We start from the raw sequence: 21,245 nt of genomic DNA, 5'->3' as shown, positions 1-21,245 counted from the left end.
TACAAAAACTCGTGTTCACAATGGCCTTTAAAACTCCACTCGCTTTCGAAAATTATTTGCGCCCCATAGAACTAATGAAAAAGCCGAGATAATAATCACAAAATAGAGCCAATAGTTTATTTCCGGGCCTTCTATTTCTAATGGTGAAGGGTCTCCTATCACTACAAAACTGCCCCAGTAAAAAGGAGCACTTTTATAGATCCCTGCCGTTTTCAAATAATTCAATTTAGCAGCCCGAATTGCTTCACTTTTATTCATACCTTGCTTTAAATATCTATAAAAGTCATACATGATGGGTGGTGCGACCTCATCAGGAATACCCCAATTGCTTAAAAGCAGACTATTTACACCGGCATACTGAAAAGCCCTTCCTAAACTCATTAAACCCTCCCCCCTCTCAAGTTTCCCATAACCAGTATTGCACGCACTGAGTACCGTCATTTCTGAGTTTAGATTAATGTTATATATCTCATATATATTGAGGTACCCATCCTCTGTTGTGTCTCCAATAGCCGGGGAAAATTTTAGTTTAGAATACAAAGGGTCTTCATCACTTACCTCTCCATGTAGCGCAAGATGAAGTATTGAATAACCATGGCTTTCCTTTTTAAAATTAGCCTCTGATGCTAAGCTCCCAAAATAATATTTCCCGGAAAGCAATTTGGAAATACTTCGTATCTCCTCTCTGGTACCGGGAAGATCATGCTTAAAATCTCGCAGTACCCAAAAGTCAACAGGTGATGTTTCCAATGAGTCGTTACTATATGAAAAAGCAAGACATCTCTTTTTTACATTGGCTTTAGTTCGACCATTATTTAAAAACAGATGATTAGCAGAATTAGCATAACTTATTGTGTAATCATTAATAAGGTAATCAAGTGAATAAAAAGCTTTACCTTCTTCAATTCGTCTCAGAAGCAAATCAAAGTTCAAATGCCATAGTTTACCATCAGGAACTATAATAACATAGTTCTCCTTAGTCAAAAATAACTCGACAGGTTCAAAAAGGCTTTTGTATAATTGATAAGCCATCTCCTGATACTCCATGTAATCTTTAGCCAGGATAGACGATCTTAGCTTATCAATCCAGAAATCTAATTTTTTTGGCCTAGCGAACTCTAAAACTTTAAAGTTATTTTTCTTAACCAAAAACACATAAATCAATTCATCCGTTAGGACAAACTCTAAAATTGTCTCTCCTGCAAGCCTTTCTTGTATCTCTGATATTGTAAGAAATTTGTTACTATACTTTAGCTTGTAATAATTAGGAAAAGCACCTTCCAATGCGTGTTGAAACTTTTCATACTCTCGCCTAGCTTCAAACAAAAGGCCCTTGAGTACCCTTTTTTTAGCTTCTTCAGGCTCCTTGTTAATTTTTGCTATGTAAGAAGTAACCTTATGCTTGATTTCATTTTCGTAGTTTAAAACCGAATCTGGAAGTAGGCTATATTGCATTGCGTTTCGCTTGACTATCGACTGATATAAAAGGTTTGACTTAGCCTTTTCTGCAAAAAGAAAAGCCAATTCCTGATATTTTCTCTGATCACCAATTTTGCCCATTAAATAAGCTACTCTAATGGCTCCATTATATACTTCCACACTGGCCTTATTAAAAACTATTTTATCATTGTCATTCTGAAAATTATATCTAAAAGTATTTACCAGAGTATCACATATTTGATATGCTTTAAAGGATTGTTCTAAATCATTTTGCCTTCCATTTTGCCTGTATAGAATTTCGCACACCATCGCAATATTGTGCATTAATAAAAGGCCCCTTGAATGATCATCTATTTGAGAAGCCAATGGGTAAGAAAACGTATCCGATGGAGACTTACCTAATCGAATCAATATAGCTTTTTTATATTCATTCAAACTTTTTACATAATTTCCAGACTTAAAGTATAAATCACCATATATCTTTCTGATTTCTGACTTTTGCCCAATAGTACCGTCCTTCAACTTTTCTGCTAGTTTTAAAAAACTCATTGAAGCAAACAAGTCATTGTTGGCAAGTTGACATTCAGCAAGTTTATTATAAATATTCAACTTCATAGTGCTCTTACTAGTAGAAATCAACTCCTCAGACTTAAGTGCATTCTTATAAAAATATAGTGCAGAATCATAGTTATTTAGCTTGTAATGGCACCTGCCAAGCGACAGCAATGCACCTGCTAGCTTAGGGTGGACAGGTGTTCCATAAATTTGCTTTAGGCAATAATACTCCCGGTTAGCGTACATTAGTGATTCATGATAATTCCCTAAATTGTGGTGAAGTTTAAAAAGTAGATTAAAGGTAGAAGCTGTATTCGAGTGAAACTCACCATACACCTCTACAGAAAGTTCATGTGCTTTTTGACAATATTCCAGGCCCATTTCTGGTGAATTAGTATAATAGAGAAATTCCGCCATGGTTTTATAACCCGTACACATTAATTCCTTCTCATTTGTCTTTATGGACTCGTTTAAACACTCTTCCGCATAGTTAATAGCTAGATTAATGTCCCCCATTGAATAGCAAATCCGTGACATATTTTGTAGCAGGGTAATATTTCTTTTATTAAGTTGATATGCCTGATTGACTTTTGAAGCCCTTTTATAAAAATGGAGTGCGGAATCAAAATGATATAAATTCTTATAGATCAAACCCAGGTTGTTGTAAATTGCCGAGTATGTCTCCGGGTCTTCAATTTTATAGGTATACCCGGTATTTAGTGCTTGATTTAAATGTTTTACCGCTTTGGACGGTTTCCACTCTATGTTAAAAGAAACTAACCCTAAATAAAAGTAAGTTTTAAACAAGCCCTCTTTGATGTCTAGGGCATTTGAAAGCTTATGCATTTCTTCCAGAAAAGAATACATCTCCTTATTTTTATTAGCCGAGAAGCATTTATCTACCAGCTGATCCAGCACTTTTACCTTAGTAGAACCATGCGCATGAGAAAGCTCTCTATTAAGGCTATCAATCTCCTTAACATACTTTTGCCCCAAAAGAGTGATAGTAGATAACAAAATAAATGAAATGAGAAAAAGAAGTGCTTTCATCTAAGAAGAATATTCATTCTTATGGGGGCTGCAAATTTAACAATGCAAAAATAATTTTCACGGGGATAAAGCTAAAAGCAGAAAAATTGTTCCCTAAAGAGAGTGATAGAAATTAACTTAACCTCTAATACGTTTAATCACTGCCCCAACTAGCATAACCCATGGAAAACCATGCAAGGCAAGATCAAAGTAATCCATAAATTGCATCCCTTTTGCTCCACCTAATACCCAGCGCAGTTTCCCTAGAATGTGAGGTTCGGGAAAAAATGGCGCTAAACCAAGTGTTAATGCAAGTACCAGTGCTAAAATTATCTCCTTGTTATTTTTCATAATGACTATGTTGCAATGAATTTTCTTTCTTCATGTAGTTGGTAACAATCGGTCTGTAGCTCTTTCTCTCAACAGAGTATAAATATACTTTTTTCTGCTTTCCCTCTGCTTGAAAAATGCCTTCATCACGAAAATGAAACCAATGTAAATTAGAAAATTGTTTCAAAAGTCTTCTTGAGATCACAAGTGGTACATCCTTCTCTTTACAAATACTGTACATTCTTGAAGCAGTATTGAGTACATCTCCCGTGTAGATAAATTCCCTTTTCAAAGTATTGATTTCCCCACGGGTAACCTGACCAACATGCAGACTTCCTTTAATTGTTGGTATAAACCTGAAGTTTCTGTAAAAAAAGCTATTATGCTTTGCAATTTCTTCCTTCATACTAAAAAACAATTCAAGAGCATTGTTTGACTTCAGTGCCTGATTTAACGGCCAGGATATAACTACTTCATCCCCTACATATTGATAGATCTCCCCTTTATATTTTTGAATGATTGGGGCTATAAGAGAATAAAAATGATTAAGAAAATCGAAATATTTACGAGACCCCAACTGTTCGGCTGCAGGAGTTGATTTATTGATATCACAAAAGAGAAATACACGCTCCTCCTGATTAGGCTTATGATATGCTCCTTTCAACCATGACTTAAAAATTTTAGGGTCGTGCCTTGACGATAGGTTATGAAACATCAAGGCTAATATACTTCCAAGCCCCCATACAAAGACAAATTTTAATATAAATGGCTCCTGAAAAAGTGTAGCAGGAAGGTATCTTACTCCATAATGTTGTACTAAAGAATATGAAAAATATATGCCAGCAAGGTAAAGAACTGCCCGGGTAAACAAAGCCATATAAAAATTAAGCCTGTTAATCCATTTCAGAAAAAAAAGTTGCTCAAGAATAAGAAAGGGTATACCAAACAAAACCGGAGGAACAATGTAAATCAATAATGAATATAAAATATATGATACCCCTCTGTACTGATATACTATAATGTTTTCATAGCCAAAAACGAAAACTCCAATAATCAGCCAGTACAGCATTACCCATAAGGTACTGTTTATGATATATCTTTTTTTCCCTCCTATTGTGATTGTTGAACCAGGTTCTTCCTGCCCTTCTCCATTCATGAGCACAAATGTATAGAACAAGGAATCGGACATTTGTAACTTAAGTTACCTAAGCCAGCTCGACCAAAATGTTGCAGGTACCCCGAGTCCTTTATTATGAATATTTACTCATTCTTCCTTTAAGGCATCAACAGGGTTACTGTAGGCCGTTTTAATAGTGAGATAAGAAAGAGAAAACAGGGCTATTATAATTAAGATCACCGCAGAAGCCACAAAATCTATGACTGAAATTCCAATACGGTAAGTAAAATTTTCCAACCAACTATCCATTATTAGCCAGGAAACAGGCACCGCAATAACAATTGACACGCCGATCAGTATTGAAAAATCCTTTACCAAAAGAGTAAGAATTTTAAATACAGATGCCCCCATAACTTTGCGTATACCAACTTCCTTTACTCTTTGAGAGTAACTTAAAGAAGCTATTCCAAAAAGGCCAAAACAAGCTATAAGTATAGCGATAAAAGAAAAACCACCAAATACATTAGCGGTTTTCTCCTCCCCCACATAAAGCTGGCCCATGTCATCAGATAGCACAGAATACTCAAACTCAAATCTGCTTTCAAAACCCTTCCATGTTTGTTCGATATCTGCGATAGTTTCAGTGAAATTCTCTCCTTGTACCTTTATCAGTATATCATTATAAGATGGAGCAAGACAAAAAAGTAGAGGCCTGATTGGCTCGTGTAAGGACCCGTAATTAAAATCCTTTACAACACCTATTACCGTTCCTTTTAATGGCTCTCTTCCGTTATTATCGGTATACCAGATTATCTCTTTGCCAACAGGGTCCCTTAGATTCAACTCTCTGGCTGCAGTCTCATTAATTATAAACGCACCAGAGTCCGTAGGGTAATCTCTGGAAAAACTTCTTCCTGAGACAAAATCAATCCCTAAAGCTTCAAAAAAGCTGTAGTCCACATAGGTTTCAGAGGAATTTGTTCTGACCTGAAGGTCATCAGCTCTTGAAATAGCGTTTTGATTAAACTGTTTCCCAGGCACATTAGAAGTAGCAGATACAGCCTCAATTCCCGTTATCTTATTAAGCTCGGTCTTTACTACCTCAATCTTATCAATAAGATCACCATTTTTAACGGGGACTACTACAACTCTATCATCGTCAAAACCCAAATCCTTATCATGGATAAATTGAAGCTGATGATATATGACAAGGCTTCCACTAAGAAGTGTCATGGAGATTATAAACTGAAAAACTATTAAGGTCTTTCTAAAACCTGCTCCTTTCGGCTTAAGTTTTCCCACCCCTTTCAGACTCGAAACAGGATTCATAGAAGAGAGTACAAATGAAGGATAGATAGCAGCCACAAGTCCGGTTACTATAGTGCCCCCTATAAGAATTAGAAGCAGCCCGGGCTGCTGTATATAATTGATGTTTAAAGATTTGTTTGTTACAACGTTAAAAAATGGAAGGCAGACTTCAGCGATAAGCCCCGTGACCAACATAGCAAAAATGGCCGTTAACAAAGCTTCTCCTAAGAATTGTACGCTTACTTGTGATTTATATGCCCCCAAAGACTTACGAATGCCTATCTCTCGTGCACGCTCTGTAGAACGGGCAGTGGTTAAGTTCATAAAGTTTATACAAGCTACGACCAATATTAAAATGGCTGCTGCAGACATGATATATACATATTCCTTGTTACCATTTGGCTCCAGCTCCCACCTAATACGGGAACCAAGGTGAATATCCGTTAGTCTTTGAAATTTGAAGTGCATGCCATTTTGAATAGCTCTTTGCATTTCCTCCTCCGGTACTTCTACATATTTCATAGTCCACTCCATTAGCTGGCTTTCCAGCTTATCCGGATCACTCCCTTCTTTGAGCTTTACGTAATTATAATGCCCAAAATCAGCCCAGGTATAATATGGATCATCCGGCCCCTCTAGTGACTTTAAGGTCACATACGACAGCAATGCATCAAAATGAAAATGAGAATTTTTCGGAACATCCTTAAAAACTCCTTCCACTAACACCATGGTACGATCATCATTTATAGACAGGGTTTTCCCAATAGGGTCTTCATTGCCAAAATACTTTTGTGCATAGGTTTCGGAAAGCAAAATTCCTCCTACATTTCGTAACACCTCATTTTTATTCCCTTTTAAAAGATCAAATGAAAACACATCGAAAAAAGTACTGTCAACAGATAGTATGTCCCTTTCATCATAGGCAATATCGTTCTCCGGATTTTTTACCGAAAAGGTCTGTTTTGTAAGTCCAGCTCCCCATAACGGTGATAGTGAAGTTGCGGAAATCACCTCAGGAAAATCCCGCACCAGAGCCTGGGCCATAGGGTGTGGCGTCCTTGTCTGTGGGTTATCAGAAGACCATGTGATTCGATAAATATCTTCGGCATTTTGATGAAATTTATCGTAACTCAATTCATCCTTAACATATATAACTATGAGCAATACGCAGGCCATCCCAAAGGATAGACCGAAGACATTGATTACAGAATAAACCTTCTGCTTTAGCAGATTCCTTAGTGCAATTTTGAAGTAGTTCCTAAACATTGTAAGTCAAATTAGTGAAAATTCTCACATATTGACATACCCAAGAATGTGCCATCACACCAATTCACGGAATGCAGCCAAATTATGCTGTTTGTGACATTATATTGTTTCGGATTGAAACAACAAAATGTTCCGGATTGAAACATTTAGGCAAACAAACGCTCCATGATGTCCATAACTGCACTTGGTTGCCATAAATTGATTTTATTTTGTTTTATTCAGGATTCGAATAAAGTTGGAGGCAGGTAGCGTATCTTCAAGGTTCTTTAATGATTCCAGGATAGAAATGGTATGTTTTACGCTTCCAATATCAGCTACCGCCTGGGCTATTACATTGAGAATTCATACCTGGACATAGACGGCTCATCGTTTGATTAAGTGGGGTGTCACTACGGGGTTAGGTTTACCGCTTAAAGCATACGGAGCAATCAATATTTCATACCATTGAAAAGTTAACAGCACCACGAACAACAACCTGATATATGAAACTACAAACGAAATCAATCTTGGTATATCAATACATGATCTATGGTTTATAAAAAAAGGCAAAATAATCAGACGGCTTTTCTTGTTCCAGAATGAAACACCTATATTACGTGTGTAAACCTTATTTCATGAACAAAGTAGCCGCCAACGTTTTGGTTATCGACGATGACCCTGATGTGCTCCATACTGCCAGGGTTGTACTAAAGCCCCAATTTTCCAGTATAACAGTAGAAAGCAACCCTGAACAGATTAATTATCTGATCAATCATAACCAGTATGATGTGATTCTACTGGACATGAACTATACCACGGGTGCAACTAGTGGCAAGGAAGGGCTTTTTTGGTTAAAAAATATTATAACAAAAAACCCCATGCAGCAGGTTATCATGATGACTGCCTATGGAGACATTAAACTGGCGGTAGAAGCGATGAAAATCGGAGCCTCTGACTTTGTAGTAAAACCATGGGAAAATGAGAAGTTGCAAGCTACTGTTTACGCCGCTTATAACCTCAGCCAATCCAAGAAGGAAGTTGAGGAACTGAAGAATAAAAACAGTAACCTTAAAAAATTACTCGGTTCAACGGAAGAAACTATCATAGGTCATTCAGCTTCCATGAAAAACATTTTTTCCGCCGTGGATAAGGTAGCAAGTACTGATGCTAATGTTTTGATACTTGGTGATAACGGAACCGGTAAAGAGATGATCGCCCGGTCAATTCATAATAGATCCAACAGAAGTGCTAAGGTATTTATTAAAGTTGATCTCGGGGCAATCTCTGAAAATCTATTTGAATCAGAGCTTTTCGGTCACAAAAAGGGAGCATTCACCGATGCAAGGGAAGAACGCATCGGTAGGTTTGAGCTGGCAGATGGAGGCACATTATTTCTTGATGAAATTGGTAATCTATCACTTGCGATGCAGGCAAAGTTGCTTACCGCTATTCAACATAAAGAAATTGTAAAGGTTGGCAATAATGTCACCACCCCCGTGGATTGCCGGATAGTGGCTGCTACTAACAGCAACCTCCTCCAAATGGTGGCCGAAGGTAAGTTTCGGGAAGATCTGCTTTATCGTATCAATACCGTAGAGATTCATGTACCCAGACTTCGGGACAGGACGGAAGACATACCTCTGTTAGCCAATCATTTTCTGAATATTTATGCTCAAAAATATCGAAAACCAACCCTTTCGATTAACAAAAAAGCCATGGAATATCTTTGCCGGCATTCCTGGCCAGGCAATATACGTGAGCTTCAGCACGCCATAGAACGAGCCGTGATCATGGCTGATGATAATATACTTCGCCAGGAAAACTTTCTGCTATCCAACAAAATGACGAGCGCTGACTCCGGCGATAGTATTAATATGGATAAAGTAGAAAAAAGTACTATTGAAAAAGCCATTGCAAAAAATAAGGGTAATATTAGTAAAGCTGCCAAAGAGTTAGGGTTGGGCCGCACCACCATCTATAGAAAAATGGATAAGTATGGCATCAGGTATTAATGTAAAATGAACCTCAAAAACTTCAGATTTAACATCATCATCAGAGTAATGATCATCTCTGCACTGGCTTTGATTCTCGCATTTGTCTTGGTAAAAACCAAATGGCTCTTTACTCCTCTGGTTATTGGTATCCTGCTTGTATCCGCGGTTATCAACTTAATCTACTATGTTGAAAAGACAAACAGTGATCTGACCCAATTTCTTATATCCATAAAGCAGGGTAGCTTCACGAATAGTTTTAAGGGAAGTAAAGGAAGTAATCAGGAGCGATTAAGCCAGGCATTTAATGAAGTAATAGAAGAGTTTCAGAAGATCCGCATTGAAAAAGAATCTCAGTACCAATACCTTCGCACCCTAAATGAGAATATAGGCATATCTATTATCAGTTACAGCGATGAAGGTCAAGTTGAGCTAATGAACCCTTCTGCTAAAAACCTGCTTAAAAAACCTTATCTCAAAAATATCAGGGATGTGGAGGCTGTCGATCCAAATCTATACCACGCTATCACCACACTTCACTCCGGCGAGCGGCGGGTTATTAACGCTTTTATTAAAGATGAGATCATACAACTTTCGCTTCACATAAAAGACTTTATCCTTCAAAATAAGAGTTTCAGAATAGTACTGCTGCAAAACATTCACATTGAACTTGAGCAAAAAGAAGTAGAAGCATGGCAAAAACTTATCAGTGTATTAACCCATGAAATCATGAACTCTGTTACGCCGATAGTATCACTGAGCACAGCCATCAACCAGATGTTAAATAACAAAGAACTCTCACAACTTCCTGTTGATGACCAAAAAGACATAATTACCAGCATCCAAACAATAGAGAACCGAAGTAAAGGCTTGTTAAAATTTGTCAATGCTTATAAAGACTTTTCCAAAACACCTGAACTGAAGATCATTGATGTCGATATTTCAGGCATGATCGAGAGAATTACTTCACTACTGAAGCCCGACCTTGAAAAATCAAGTATCAAACTAAAACTTGATATAAAAGGCAGCGAACTAAAAGTAAAAGCAGATCATGAGCTTTTAGAACAAGTGTTGATCAACTTATTGAAAAATGCCATTGAAGCACTGGATGGAAGCCAGAAAGGTGAAATTAGAATATCGGCCCGTAGGGCCGGAGCTAGAAAAATTGCATTAACCATTGAAGACAATGGACCTGGAATGACCAAAGAAACCATTGATCGAATATTTATTCCTTTTTACACCACAAAAAAGAAAGGTACTGGTATAGGTCTGAGTTTCGCGCGGCAGATCATGAAGCTACATAATGGTAGCATAACGGCACAATCTGAACCAGAGAAGGGCACCATGTTTCACCTTGAATTCTAAATTACAGGATAAACAGCCAAAATGTGGATAAACATGTGATTATTACTAAAAAAGTGTGCATAACCACCTGCTTTTAACCTATAAAATTGTGGGAAAGTTGTGGGAAACAAACTTCTGGATTCATTGGTCCGCAAAGATATTGTTACGATCTTAGATATACCAAGTGAAAGATAATCAAGATAGACACAAAAGAGTGTCAGGTAAGTAATGATAGTGCGTGAAACACGCAATTCAGGAATTAAGGTCAATCGACTGATAATTTGAAATGACTAGAGTCACAGTAATGCGGTTTTATAGAGCGGTCCGGGTTGTAGATTCAAACATGTTTTGAATATCTAATCACGGATTTGGAAAAGTATACTGAATGGGTCACCATCACTATTGATGATCTGAAATAGCAAAGCTACAGAAAGTAACTTTTTTGAGTATAATTCAATTATATCGTTTGAGTAGTATTATAAAAACCAGAACCTGAATTAATGCTTAGGCATATCGCGGGTGAAATCAGATAACAGTAACTTGGAATAGGTTACAGCTATGGTTGTAACACTACTAAATGGGGGTTTTTCTTGAAGAAAAGTCCCCATTTTTGTACCAGGCCTATTCCGTTTTCGAATCATACTACAGGAAATTCATGTCCCTGGAATGAGTCAGGGGCCACCCTGGTTTCTGAGTATTAGCCGGATCTTGAAAGGTTTGTAAACCGAACTAAAAAAACCATGTTCTTATTTGAATTCTATTTCTCTGGGTTTCTTAATTTTTCTGATTCGCTCCCCAACAAAGGTTTCGTCCTTCTAAAAACTGCTTATCAATTTTTAAATCTTACCACTCAAATCACTAATTTTGCCGTGTATTAAAACTGATCGGCTATCAAAAAATTCGACATTCCTGAATATTACAGATCTTCCATCACAGGCAGGATCAAAGAGGCAAGGAGGATTACAGATCCTCGTAAAAAGGATTTTACTCCCACAGAACTCGATTTCGGCCCTGTAAAATTTTACATTGCCAGACACTTTGGTTTCTGCTATGGTGTCGAAAATGCTATTGAGATCAGCTATAAGGCCCTAGAAGAGAATCCTGACAAGAGAGTGTTCCTCCTAAGCCAGATGATCCATAACCAAGAAGTGAATAATGACCTTCAAGATAAAGGTATTAAATTCATTATGGATACAGACGGAACACAGTTTATTGACTGGAATGAACTCAAAAAGGAAGACATCGTGATCATCCCAGCCTTTGGTACTACGCTGGAAATAGAGAAAAAGCTCGATGAGATTGGCATAGAGGTGCAGAAATATAATACCACCTGCCCGTTCGTTGAGAAAGTATGGAAACGTTCCGAAAAGCTAGGTGAAGAAGATCACACCATCATAATTCATGGAAAACATAACCATGAAGAAACTCGTGCTACGTTTTCCCATAGTTCAAAAACAGCTCCTTCTGTTATCGTTAAAGATATTGCCCAAACAAGAACTCTGGGAGAGGTGATTAAAGGCAATATTTCAAAAGAAGAGTTTTATAACCTTTTTAAAGGTATGTATACCGAAGGATTTGATCCGGATATACACTTTGACAAAGTAGGTGTAGTGAACCAGACTACCATGTTGGCTACTGAAACACAGGAAATAGCTGATTATATCAAACAGGTAATGACAGAAGTACATGGACAGGAAAATTACCGTAACCACTTTGCCGATACCAGAGATACATTATGCTATGCGACTAACGATAATCAGGACGCTACCTACGGGTTGTTAGAACAAACCGCTAATGTTGCAATTGTGGTTGGAGGATACAACAGTTCAAACACTTCTCATATTGTAGAGCTGTGTGAAAGGAAATTCCCTACTTTCTTTATTAATTCGGAAAAAGAGATCAAGTCAGAAGAAGAGATCCACCATTTCAACTACCCAGAAAAGAAAATGGAGATTACGACCGGTTGGCTTCCAAAAGCTAATGAAACACGCATAGTACTCACAAGTGGAGCTTCATGCCCTGATACTTTGGTCGACCGTGTTATGCTAAAAATTCTAGATTTCTTCCCTGGAGCTGACAATGTAGAAGATGTTGTACACAAGATTGTTTCAGTCTCGTAATAACACGCAATAAAATATCCTTCCTATTTTGCATTTGCCCGGAACATATGAAACAGCTAATGGATTTCTTAAGAAACGTTTATTTTTATAATGCTTACTGCTTTTAAACGGTTAAAAATCGAACTTGGCAAACACTCAAATGAATATGTGCTTTTTGTCATCTCACTAATTATTCCTGCAATTATTTGCCTCCTTGCATTTAATGTCTTTTTGGAGATTATTGAAAGCCTGGAAGCAAATGAACTCGTAAGCTTTGATAACACAATCACTGAATTTATTCATAGCTTTCGAAACGATAAAATTACACCGGTAGTAACATTTATAACAGACCTGGGTGATGTTGCAGCATACATGGTCATCATTCCTTTAATTGCCATTCTACTTTATTACCATGGACACCATCGTTGGAAGTTATCTTTGCAGGCCACAATAGTACTTCTTTCCGCTTTTTTTCTAAATATTGCTTTAAAGAATCTCATCAGCAGACCTAGACCTCTTGAAGAATTGAGATTGGTAACAGCTCACTCTTACAGTTTTCCTAGTGGACACAGTATGAGTGCCTTCGCATTCTATGGTTTCCTCATTTACCTGACCTACAAGCATGTATCCAACACGTTGCTCAAAATTTTACTTATCCTGATACAGCTACTGCTAATCCTAAGTATAGGGCTAAGCCGGGTCTATTTGGGGGTGCATTTTCCTACTGATGTACTGGCTGGCTTTATTGCAGGCCTGATATGGTTGATTATTTGTATAGTTGTTTTCAATTTCATTAATCTATACAGAATACGTCAGATTCCAAAAAAGGGGTCAAAACCTCACTCCGATCATTAGGATATCATCTGTCTGCTCATTATTTCCTTGCCAACGGCTAATTTCCTCCTCTATAGCTTCAACCTGCTCTGTCATTGGGTAGTCGGCAACTTTCCTCAAAAGTTCTCTGAATCTAGGGTACATAAATTTTTTATTTTCTTTACCTCCAAACTGATCAACAATACCATCCGTAAACAAATAAATACTATCCGACACTTCGAGTACTAGTTCATGTTGATGATATATACGGTGTTCATCATATAGTATCCCACCAACAGGATAGTGATCACCTTTAAGCACGTTAAGTTCATGATTATGGAAATAATATAGAGGGCGCTTAGCTCCGGCAAAGGCCAGCCTCCTATTGTCACGGTTAAACAAACATATGCCTATATCCATGCCATCGTTAGACTTGCTCTGGGCATTGTCATATTTCAAATTTTTAAACACACGGATATTGAGTTCTCTAAGGATTTCGGCAGGCTCTATAATCTTCTCCTCATTGACGATCTGATTCAGCAGTGAATTACCCATCACATTTAAAAAAGCAGCAGGAATACCATGACCAGTACAATCAACCGCAGCTATTACCACATGATTTCCATCTTCTGCAAACCAATAAAAGTCTCCATTTACAATATCACGGGGCTTAGTAAGCACAAAGGCATCCTCAAAAACAGCTTTAAGCCTATCATTTTCAGCCAATATAGCTTCCTGAATGTTTTTAGCATACAGGATACTATCCATAATGTTTTGGTTCTTAGCTATGATCTCCTGATTTTTTTGCTTCAGTATTTTATTGGTCCTGGTTCTGTATACATCTTTTCGATACTGAAGCACAACGATAAAAACCACTAACACCAGCATACCTACCAACCAATAGAATGCCATTTGGTCATTATAGATCTTTAGGTCCTTTATTTCCGCTTCTTTACGAAGCAATTCTATCTCATTTTGCTTGGTTTGTATATGATAATTAGTCTCAATATCAGCTATTTTAGTTGTCTGATCTACATTAAAGAGCTCACGATTAACATCACTGTACATCTTATGAAAGTTCAGTGCTTTTTTAAAATCCCCCAGTTGAGTATAAATATCGGATAACCCTTCATAATTCTTTTTCAATAACAGCTTGATATCGGCTTTTTCAGCCATCTCTATGCTAAGATTGTGCTTTTCAATAGCTCTGTCAAATTGCCCCAAAGCAGCATTAAGCAAAGCAAACTCATACAAAAACTCCGCTTTTACATATTTATCATCGGTCTCTCCAAAAAGCATAACTGCATTATTATAAAAATATTGAGCGGAATCGAGATTTCCCAGCTTAAAATGATTCAAGCCAATATTTGCCAATGATACAAAAATGCCATAGTCATCTTTATTCCTTCTATCTATAACCAAAGCTTTATTATGGCATTCCGCTGCCCGTTTATAATCATTTAAACCTTCTTGGTAGACCAAGCCCAAATTATTGTAAGAAGAGGATAGTGTTAAGGTATCTGATGTTTGAAGTTTTAATTCAACGGATTTCTCAAGGTAATCAATACTTTTTTCGTATCTACCAAGCTCCTTGAACAAAAGGCCTAGATTATTATAAACACGGGACATTCCTTTCAAGTCATTTCTCGACTCTTGAAAAGCTTGTACTTTTAGGAAGCAATCCAGCGTTTGTTCATAATCACCAATGCCATAATAAATGATTCCTAAAGAATTGATTGCATCTGTCTTTTGTAGTTCATAGCCTTTGGCATCTGAGAGCTCTATGGCTTTGTTTACATAATCAATAGCCATAGCTACATCATGATCACTCATCAGAACACCTAATTGCCTGAGAGACTCAATCTTTACAGAATCAGTTCCAGCTTGAGCAACAACATTTTTCAAGCTGTCAATAACTCTGGTTTGAGCAAATACCTTGCAAACCAGACAACCTAAAACCAAAACAACCGTAAGAGGTATGTAGCGCAAAATAATGTTTGTTAAAACGTTGTTTTTATCTCTATTGAACTAATATAAATCATTTACTGCAAAAGCAGATCAAATTTTCAAGTCTATGAGCATAATATCGGTCCTCGTATGTTAAGAAAATGAACTTGAGAAGTTCGTCCTTCTAAGCCTTTCTTAATTTTTGTTTCCTTTTAAAACCGATATAATGCGTTCAATTTTACAATCTATATATAAGATTTTAACCACTATTGGCACTGCAGTAGCAGGCTCTGAAAAAAACTTCACAAACGGTAGTATCAACCGTGCAATATTTATGCTCTCCGTGCCAATGATCATTGAAATGGTCATGGAGTCGCTGTTTGCAGTTATTGATATTTATTTCGTAGGTAAGGTAAGTGTAAATGCTATTGCTACAGTCGCCCTAACGGAATCCGTTATCATGATCGTTTATGCACTCTCGATAGGCTTTAGTATGGCCGCAACAGCCATGGTAGCGAGGCGAGTAGGGGAAAACAAAGCTGAGCAGGCCAATAATGTTGCTGTACAGGCCATATTCATTACCATTCTTACCTCTCTGATATTCAGTGCTGCAGGAATGTTTTTTGCTAAAGATATACTTACCCTTATGGGGGGCGAAAAAGACCTTGTAGAGGAAGGTTATGGCTACACTATGATCATGCTGGCAGGGAATGCTACCATCATGCTGCTATTCCTCATCAATGCAATTTTTAGAGGAGCAGGAGATGCATCAATAGCCATGCGGGTACTTATAGTTTCTAATTGCCTTAACATTATACTAGATCCTATATTGATATTCGGGTTTGGACCCATTCCAGCTTTTGGTATAGAAGGTGCCGCCATAGCTACAACCATTGGCCGTGGTATAGGTGTCATATATCAACTGGTGATGTTAACCAGTTCCAAGGGTATAGTGCAAGTAAAATTGAAGCATCTGAAAATCCATTGGGATACAATATGGAAAATAATAAAAGTTTCGGCGGGAGGAATTGGGCAATACATGATAGGCACTTTGAGTTGGCTATTCCTTGTAAGGATTAGTGCAATATTTGGCTCAGAAGTTTTGGCTGGTTATGCCATAGCCTTTAGAATAATTATGTTCACTATCCTACCTTCCTGGGGGTTGAGCAATGCTGCAGCAACCCTGGTAGGCCAAAACCTTGGCGCAGGCCAGGCAGACCGCGCTGAGCGATCGGTATGGAAATGTGCATTTTACAACATGATTTTCCTGGGCCTTATTTCTGTTATATTTATCACATGGGCAGAAGCATTTGTACATATCTTTACTTCAGAAGCAAAGGTGATAGAATATGGAGCTCTTGCACTAAGAATCATTTCATTCGGCTATATTTTCTTTGCCTATGGCATGGTAATAGGGCAGGCATTCAACGGTGCCGGAGATACCAAAACCCCAACGGTTATTAACCTGTTTTGCTTCTGGCTTTTTGAACTTCCAATGGCTTACATTATGGCGATTCATTTTGGCCTAGGTCCTGCGGGTATATTTCTAGCAATAGCTATTGCATCAACTGCCCTAGCAGTTGTTAGTATCGTTATTTTCAGGAAAGGTCGTTGGAAACTTGTTGAAATTTAGCGAGCCCAAAAGGCATCATAACGAAAATTGTGATGCCTTTATATGCTCTATACGTATTTCCTATTTATTCATATCCAAATTTCCTGTTAAGTCGTGTTAAAACAAGCTAGCGTTCTGCCTAACAACACTTTAGGTAATTCGTTGCAGGCCTACACACTTAATCTACATACGCTTTAAAAAAGCATATAGGGGAAAAACACCCCTTTTGTACTATTAGGTTACTAAACCATTGATTTTCATATAAAATGATATTCTCTTTTATTATATTCAAGCCGAATTGCAATGAAAAACTTAATACTGTTGGCTTTAAAACGACTGCTTTTAGGTATGTTGTTCGCTATTATTTTAGCAACAACCGAATCTATAGGGCAAAGAATTTACTGGACACAAGGGAATGATATCAGAAGTGCAAACCTAGACGGGGCTATGGCTCAGACCCATTTCACCAATCCTGACCAGCCGCATAAAATCTCCATTGACCAATCCAGCAACATAGCTTTCTAACTAACCCGTGACAAGGAGACTTGTACAGAATTCCGCTATCAAGCTTTTCGGGGCCTACAATTACCTATAGCAGGCCAGCTATGACGGCTGGTTTCAATATTGACCACCACCCCGGAGAATCTCTGGTATATATTAATGGCTTTGTCGATAGTGATCCTGGCTCAATAGAATATAGCGACTACAATGATCAGGACTGTTGCCAAAGCCCATCTACCTTAAACATTGGAGCTTATAGTGGAGATATTTTTCACGATATCAATGTGGACACAGATGGTGAATATGTATATGTATCGAATGAGTTTGATGGTCGAATCTACCGTACAGGAACTTTTGGAGGATCGCTGACCGCAATAATATCTTCGGGAGCAGGAGAAGCATTTGATTTTGACTTAGGCGCTCGCGAAATAATTTATGAAAGCCCGTCGACTAATAGGGTAATGGCTGCCGACATGGATAACGGCTCTGGAGGCTATACAAAAATAACCTCAGGGCTTACAGATATTAAAGCTATTGCCGTGCACCCTGATGGGCGACTTATAATCTTAGACGGAACTTCTATTAAAACTGCCAATAGCGATGGCTCAGAACTAACTTCTATTATGGCCGGACTAAGCGGGGCCACAGATATTTCACTGGCAAGCTGCTCTGACCCAACAGTTCAGGCATCTGCCCCAGTCGTTTCGACTAGCTCCTCATCAATCGATCTTAGCTGGACGAACGGAAATGGCAACCAGGTAATCGTGGTTGCCAGGCAAGGTAGTGCTGTTAACAGCAATCCTGTAGATGGCATTTTGCACGCAGCAAATTCTGCTTTTGGCTCAGGGGATCTGTTGGGCACAGATAATTATGTTGTATATCGCGGAACAGGTAGTTCCGTTACTATAAACAACATGGCTCCATCCACAACATATCATTTTGCTGTATATAGTCTCAATACATTCGGAGCCTGTTATCGAACCCCGGCACTCACCACATCTGCGACAACACTGGCTCCTCCTTCGCCTCAAAATGTAACATCAAGTATGGCCAATGACAGCTACCCGTTGGGAACAACCATAACCATAGATGTCACTTTTGATCAGAATGTTAATGTAACAGGTACACCCAGAATCTTGCTTGAGACCGGAACGACAGACAGGTATGCAACATATAGCGGAGGATCTGGCACGGCAATATTACAGTTCCAATACATCGTACAAACCGGGGATGTTAGCAGTGATCTTGAATATACAAGCTCATCAGCCCTGGAAGCGGGGCTATCAGGATTTACTTTAACGGTTCGATTTTGAGAAACACACTACCAGGCACGCAACGTTTAATCCTGATCAATGCAATATAAGTGTTTGTTCCTTGACGAGGCTTATTAATCAGGTTACCCTCTCTCAATAAGGAAAGTGATATACCAGAAATAAGCTACCAGAAAGAAAAAACCTTCCCACCTGCTAATTATGGGTCTTCTACCAACTACAACTGCCAGAATCAGTGCCGTACTTGATGCAATGATCATAAATACATCTGAGTTACTAATAACATCGTAAGGAATAGGTTTAATTGAAGCGCTTAAACCAAGTATCCAGAGCAGATTAAAGATGTTTGACCCCACAACATTACCCACAGCAATATCCGTATCCTTTTTGAATGCCGCAACAGCCGAAGTTACCAGTTCCGGTAGTGACGTTCCTATGGCTATAATAGTAAGACCGATAAAAGCCTCACTCATTCCAAAACCTCTTGCAAGCTCAATAGCTCCATCAACAACCCAACGGCCACCAAAGTATAGGCCCACTATTCCTATGACTATAAGCCCAATGGACTTTCCAAAGGCCATTTCTTTGAATTCTTCTGTAGAAAACTCAGATTTCTTCTGTTTGGATACGATATATACATACCCCATAAACAATACAAAGAAAAATAGTAGAATAACACCATCATATTGGCTAATCACATAATCATTGGACTTCCCAAACAAAGAAGCGTTGGCCAGGAAACCTACCAGAAGTGTGGCCGTAAGCGAAAAGGGTACTTCGATAAAGTAAGTGTTTTTAGTGATCGGGAGAGGGTTGATCAACGCTGAAATACCCAGAATTAGCAAAATGTTGGCTATGTTACTGCCTAGTACGTTACCTACACCGATATCAGGAGTATCTTTATAGCTCGCAATCAGATTAACAAGTAACTCGGGTAAGGAAGTGCCGAACGATACAATGGTCAAACCTATTACAATACTGGAGACATTGAATTTCTTACCAATTGAAGATGCTCCCTCTACAAGAAGATCTGCTCCCTTGATTAAGAAAATAAAGCCAACAACAAATAAGGTATAAACCAACATATGGAGTTTTTATATTTGAATTTCTAAAATAGCACATTTTTTAAAGCTCAAAGGAAATATTTAAAGATTTTTAAAAATATTTGATTTTAATAAAGTATTGGAAAACAGCACAGATAGATTTACATAAACAAGCAGGGCTTATGATTAAATCACAAGCCCTCAGAAGGATAAATATTTTTTTAATTTGACTCCGTAATTGTACGTGTATTTAACTCATACCAATTTATATGTCTCGATAGATACATCAATGAAGCAAGTGCTGCAAAAAGGCCCAGACTGCCAACCAACAAAGCAAAGTCTTGTAGCTGAAGTATTACAAAAATGAAGAAATAGATCACAGTTAAAAGTATAGTTACCAGAATAGTAAGCTTCCGTGATTTAAAAACAGCCGCTACATATATGGCTATCAGACCAATCACTAAAATGCTAGAAATCATGTATGCCAGATTAAAGCCCATATGCTCGGTAAAAGATATTAACAAACTATAAAACAAAACTATAACCAGGCCAACCATTACATACTGAAAAGGGTGAAATCTCTTCCTATTAAGTATTTCTATCAAAAAGAAGATAATGAAAGAAAGTGCAATAACCAATATGGCATACTTGACAGATCTCATATTCTTTTGATATTCATCTACTGGTAAAATCAAACCCACACCAAAAGCAGCATTTTGTATGTTTTGAGTATTGCCAAGCCATTGCTGGGGGTAATTCCGATTAAGATCCAGCACCTCCCATTCGGCTTTAAAGCCGTCTATTGTAACTTCTCGCTTATCAGGCAAAAACTCTCCATTGAAACTTGGATCAGGCCAAGGGGATACCAGGTTTACCAATGTTCTTTTTCCTAGAGGTACGAAACTCAGTTGTCCGCTACCATTAAGATCTACCGAAAACTCAAAATTATTAACCTTCCCTTCTCCAAAAGATACCCGGCTAATCAGACCTGAGCTAATAACCTCCTTTTCTGGAAGACCCGACTCTACAACATGGCTTTTGCCATTCCACTTTAATGTAAGGTCCTTCTGTATCCCAGACATATCCGGAATACCGATAGAAATATATGCCTCACCCCAATGAACATTCTCTGAGTCTATACTCCAGATACTGAAGTCAGGCTTTTCAAAAGTTCCTGAAAATTGAAGTTTAGTGTTATAAAGTACTATCTCATAAATACCTCTTTTTCGTCTTTCAGGGTCCACCTTACCATCAATATTTAAGGATTTTGGTAGAAAGTGAGCATAATGCACAGTATACCTCAACTCTCCATCCTTATTTTTATGATATTCCCGATATGGAATGTTAAGAATAGGCCCCGCCAATATCTGTGCACCACCCCATTTATTGCTAACCTCTTGTATGGCAATATCTCGATTGAGCTGCCGCTCGTATATAAGTGATTCTATACTTGAAGCTGGAATTAGCAACAGGAGCGCTATAACTGCAACAGCTATCAATTTAACCATTATGGAATTCTTAATTCCACTACTGATCTTGCTAATTGTGTTTGTTTCTGATTCTTGCATGATAAGTTTATTTAAAAGTACTTTGCAATTCA

The 21,245-nt window shown here is 38.0% G+C and carries 14 protein-coding genes; 7 read left to right on the top strand and 7 right to left on the bottom strand.

What is annotated here, in order from left to right:
• Positions 1–27: 27 nt before the first annotated feature.
• From JMN32_RS07990 to JMN32_RS07975, 4 genes are all read right to left on the bottom strand, one after another.
• Positions 28–3,045 (bottom strand): CHAT domain-containing protein, encoded by a 3,018-nt coding sequence (locus JMN32_RS07990; RefSeq protein WP_202855784.1) that lies wholly within the window; start codon positions 3,043–3,045, stop codon positions 28–30.
• Positions 3,046–3,162: 117 nt separating this feature from the next.
• Complete coding sequence (locus JMN32_RS07985; RefSeq protein WP_202855783.1) at positions 3,163–3,375, bottom strand: hypothetical protein; 213 nt, start codon at positions 3,373–3,375, stop codon at positions 3,163–3,165.
• Positions 3,365–4,543, bottom strand: coding sequence for an adenylate/guanylate cyclase domain-containing protein (locus JMN32_RS07980; RefSeq protein WP_202855782.1), 1,179 nt, complete (start codon positions 4,541–4,543; stop codon positions 3,365–3,367). Before JMN32_RS07980 ends, JMN32_RS07985 begins: the two co-directional genes overlap by 11 nt.
• 75 nt (positions 4,544–4,618) lie before the next feature.
• On the bottom strand, positions 4,619–7,045 hold the full coding sequence (locus JMN32_RS07975) for an ABC transporter permease (protein ID WP_202855781.1): 2,427 nt from the start codon (positions 7,043–7,045) through the stop codon (positions 4,619–4,621).
• 614 nt (positions 7,046–7,659) lie between these two features.
• Between JMN32_RS07975 and JMN32_RS07970 the strand changes: the two genes are divergently transcribed.
• The 4 genes from JMN32_RS07970 (at position 7,660) to JMN32_RS07955 (ending at position 13,313) form a co-directional block, all read left to right on the top strand.
• Positions 7,660–9,036: a sigma-54-dependent transcriptional regulator gene (locus JMN32_RS07970; protein ID WP_202855780.1), complete on the top strand. Its 1,377-nt coding sequence runs from the start codon at positions 7,660–7,662 to the stop codon at positions 9,034–9,036.
• 6 nt (positions 9,037–9,042) lie between these two features.
• Entirely contained in the window at positions 9,043–10,380 is a 1,338-nt protein-coding gene (locus JMN32_RS07965) for a sensor histidine kinase (protein ID WP_202855779.1), read from the top strand.
• Between the two features lie 869 nt (positions 10,381–11,249).
• Entirely contained in the window at positions 11,250–12,479 is a 1,230-nt protein-coding gene (locus JMN32_RS07960) for a 4-hydroxy-3-methylbut-2-enyl diphosphate reductase (RefSeq protein WP_202855895.1), read from the top strand.
• A gap of 90 nt (positions 12,480–12,569) precedes the next feature.
• Entirely contained in the window at positions 12,570–13,313 is a 744-nt protein-coding gene (locus JMN32_RS07955; protein WP_202855778.1) for a phosphatase PAP2 family protein, read from the top strand.
• On the opposite strand, the gene JMN32_RS07950 is transcribed toward JMN32_RS07955, so the two are convergent.
• Positions 13,290–15,260, bottom strand: a complete 1,971-nt coding sequence (locus JMN32_RS07950) for a tetratricopeptide repeat protein (RefSeq protein ID WP_202855777.1) — start codon at positions 15,258–15,260, stop codon at positions 13,290–13,292. The two genes, JMN32_RS07955 and JMN32_RS07950, sit on opposite strands and share 24 nt — an antisense overlap.
• Before the next feature lie 184 nt (positions 15,261–15,444).
• Between JMN32_RS07950 and JMN32_RS07945 the strand changes: the two genes are divergently transcribed.
• The 3 genes from JMN32_RS07945 (at position 15,445) to JMN32_RS07935 (ending at position 18,644) form a co-directional block, all read left to right on the top strand.
• The gene (locus JMN32_RS07945; RefSeq protein WP_202855776.1) at positions 15,445–16,851 is read left to right on the top strand and encodes an MATE family efflux transporter; all 1,407 of its coding nucleotides are present in this window, start codon (positions 15,445–15,447) and stop codon (positions 16,849–16,851) included.
• A gap of 282 nt (positions 16,852–17,133) precedes the next feature.
• A complete protein-coding gene (locus tag JMN32_RS07940; RefSeq protein ID WP_202855775.1) occupies positions 17,134–17,355 on the top strand; it encodes a hypothetical protein in 222 nt (73 codons plus the stop codon).
• A gap of 20 nt (positions 17,356–17,375) precedes the next feature.
• Complete coding sequence (locus tag JMN32_RS07935; RefSeq protein ID WP_202855774.1) at positions 17,376–18,644, top strand: YncE family protein; 1,269 nt, start codon at positions 17,376–17,378, stop codon at positions 18,642–18,644.
• 83 nt (positions 18,645–18,727) lie between these two features.
• Here JMN32_RS07935 and JMN32_RS07930 read toward each other — a convergent pair whose 3' ends face one another.
• Together JMN32_RS07930 and creD are read right to left on the bottom strand one after the other, a co-directional pair.
• Complete coding sequence (locus JMN32_RS07930; protein ID WP_202855773.1) at positions 18,728–19,687, bottom strand: calcium/sodium antiporter; 960 nt, start codon at positions 19,685–19,687, stop codon at positions 18,728–18,730.
• Positions 19,688–19,866: 179 nt separating this feature from the next.
• Positions 19,867–21,213 (bottom strand): cell envelope integrity protein CreD, encoded by a 1,347-nt coding sequence (creD, locus tag JMN32_RS07925; protein WP_202855772.1) that lies wholly within the window; start codon positions 21,211–21,213, stop codon positions 19,867–19,869.
• Positions 21,214–21,245: the final 32 nt, after the last annotated feature.

Origin of the sequence: Fulvivirga marina, assembly GCF_016775155.1 — a bacterium.
In the GTDB taxonomy this organism is placed as follows: domain Bacteria; phylum Bacteroidota; class Bacteroidia; order Cytophagales; family Cyclobacteriaceae; genus Fulvivirga; species Fulvivirga marina.
This window is presented reverse-complemented; position numbering and strand designations above follow the sequence as displayed.

Bases quoted from the DNA above. Each gene is read 5' to 3' on its own strand.
- JMN32_RS07990 (WP_202855784.1), bottom strand. From the start codon at position 3,045: ATGAAAGCACTTCTTTTTCTCATTTCATTTATTTTGTTATCTACTATC.
- JMN32_RS07985 (WP_202855783.1), bottom strand. From the start codon at position 3,375: ATGAAAAATAACAAGGAGATAATTTTAGCACTGGTACTTGCATTAACA.
- JMN32_RS07980 (WP_202855782.1), bottom strand. From the start codon at position 4,543: ATGTCCGATTCCTTGTTCTATACATTTGTGCTCATGAATGGAGAAGGG.
- JMN32_RS07975 (WP_202855781.1), bottom strand. From the start codon at position 7,045: ATGTTTAGGAACTACTTCAAAATTGCACTAAGGAATCTGCTAAAGCAG.
- JMN32_RS07970 (WP_202855780.1), top strand. From the start codon at position 7,660: ATGAACAAAGTAGCCGCCAACGTTTTGGTTATCGACGATGACCCTGAT.
- JMN32_RS07965 (WP_202855779.1), top strand. From the start codon at position 9,043: ATGAACCTCAAAAACTTCAGATTTAACATCATCATCAGAGTAATGATC.
- JMN32_RS07955 (WP_202855778.1), top strand. From the start codon at position 12,570: ATGCTTACTGCTTTTAAACGGTTAAAAATCGAACTTGGCAAACACTCA.
- JMN32_RS07945 (WP_202855776.1), top strand. From the start codon at position 15,445: ATGCGTTCAATTTTACAATCTATATATAAGATTTTAACCACTATTGGC.
- JMN32_RS07940 (WP_202855775.1), top strand. From the start codon at position 17,134: ATGAAAAACTTAATACTGTTGGCTTTAAAACGACTGCTTTTAGGTATG.
- JMN32_RS07930 (WP_202855773.1), bottom strand. From the start codon at position 19,687: ATGTTGGTTTATACCTTATTTGTTGTTGGCTTTATTTTCTTAATCAAG.
- creD (WP_202855772.1), bottom strand. From the start codon at position 21,213: ATGCAAGAATCAGAAACAAACACAATTAGCAAGATCAGTAGTGGAATT.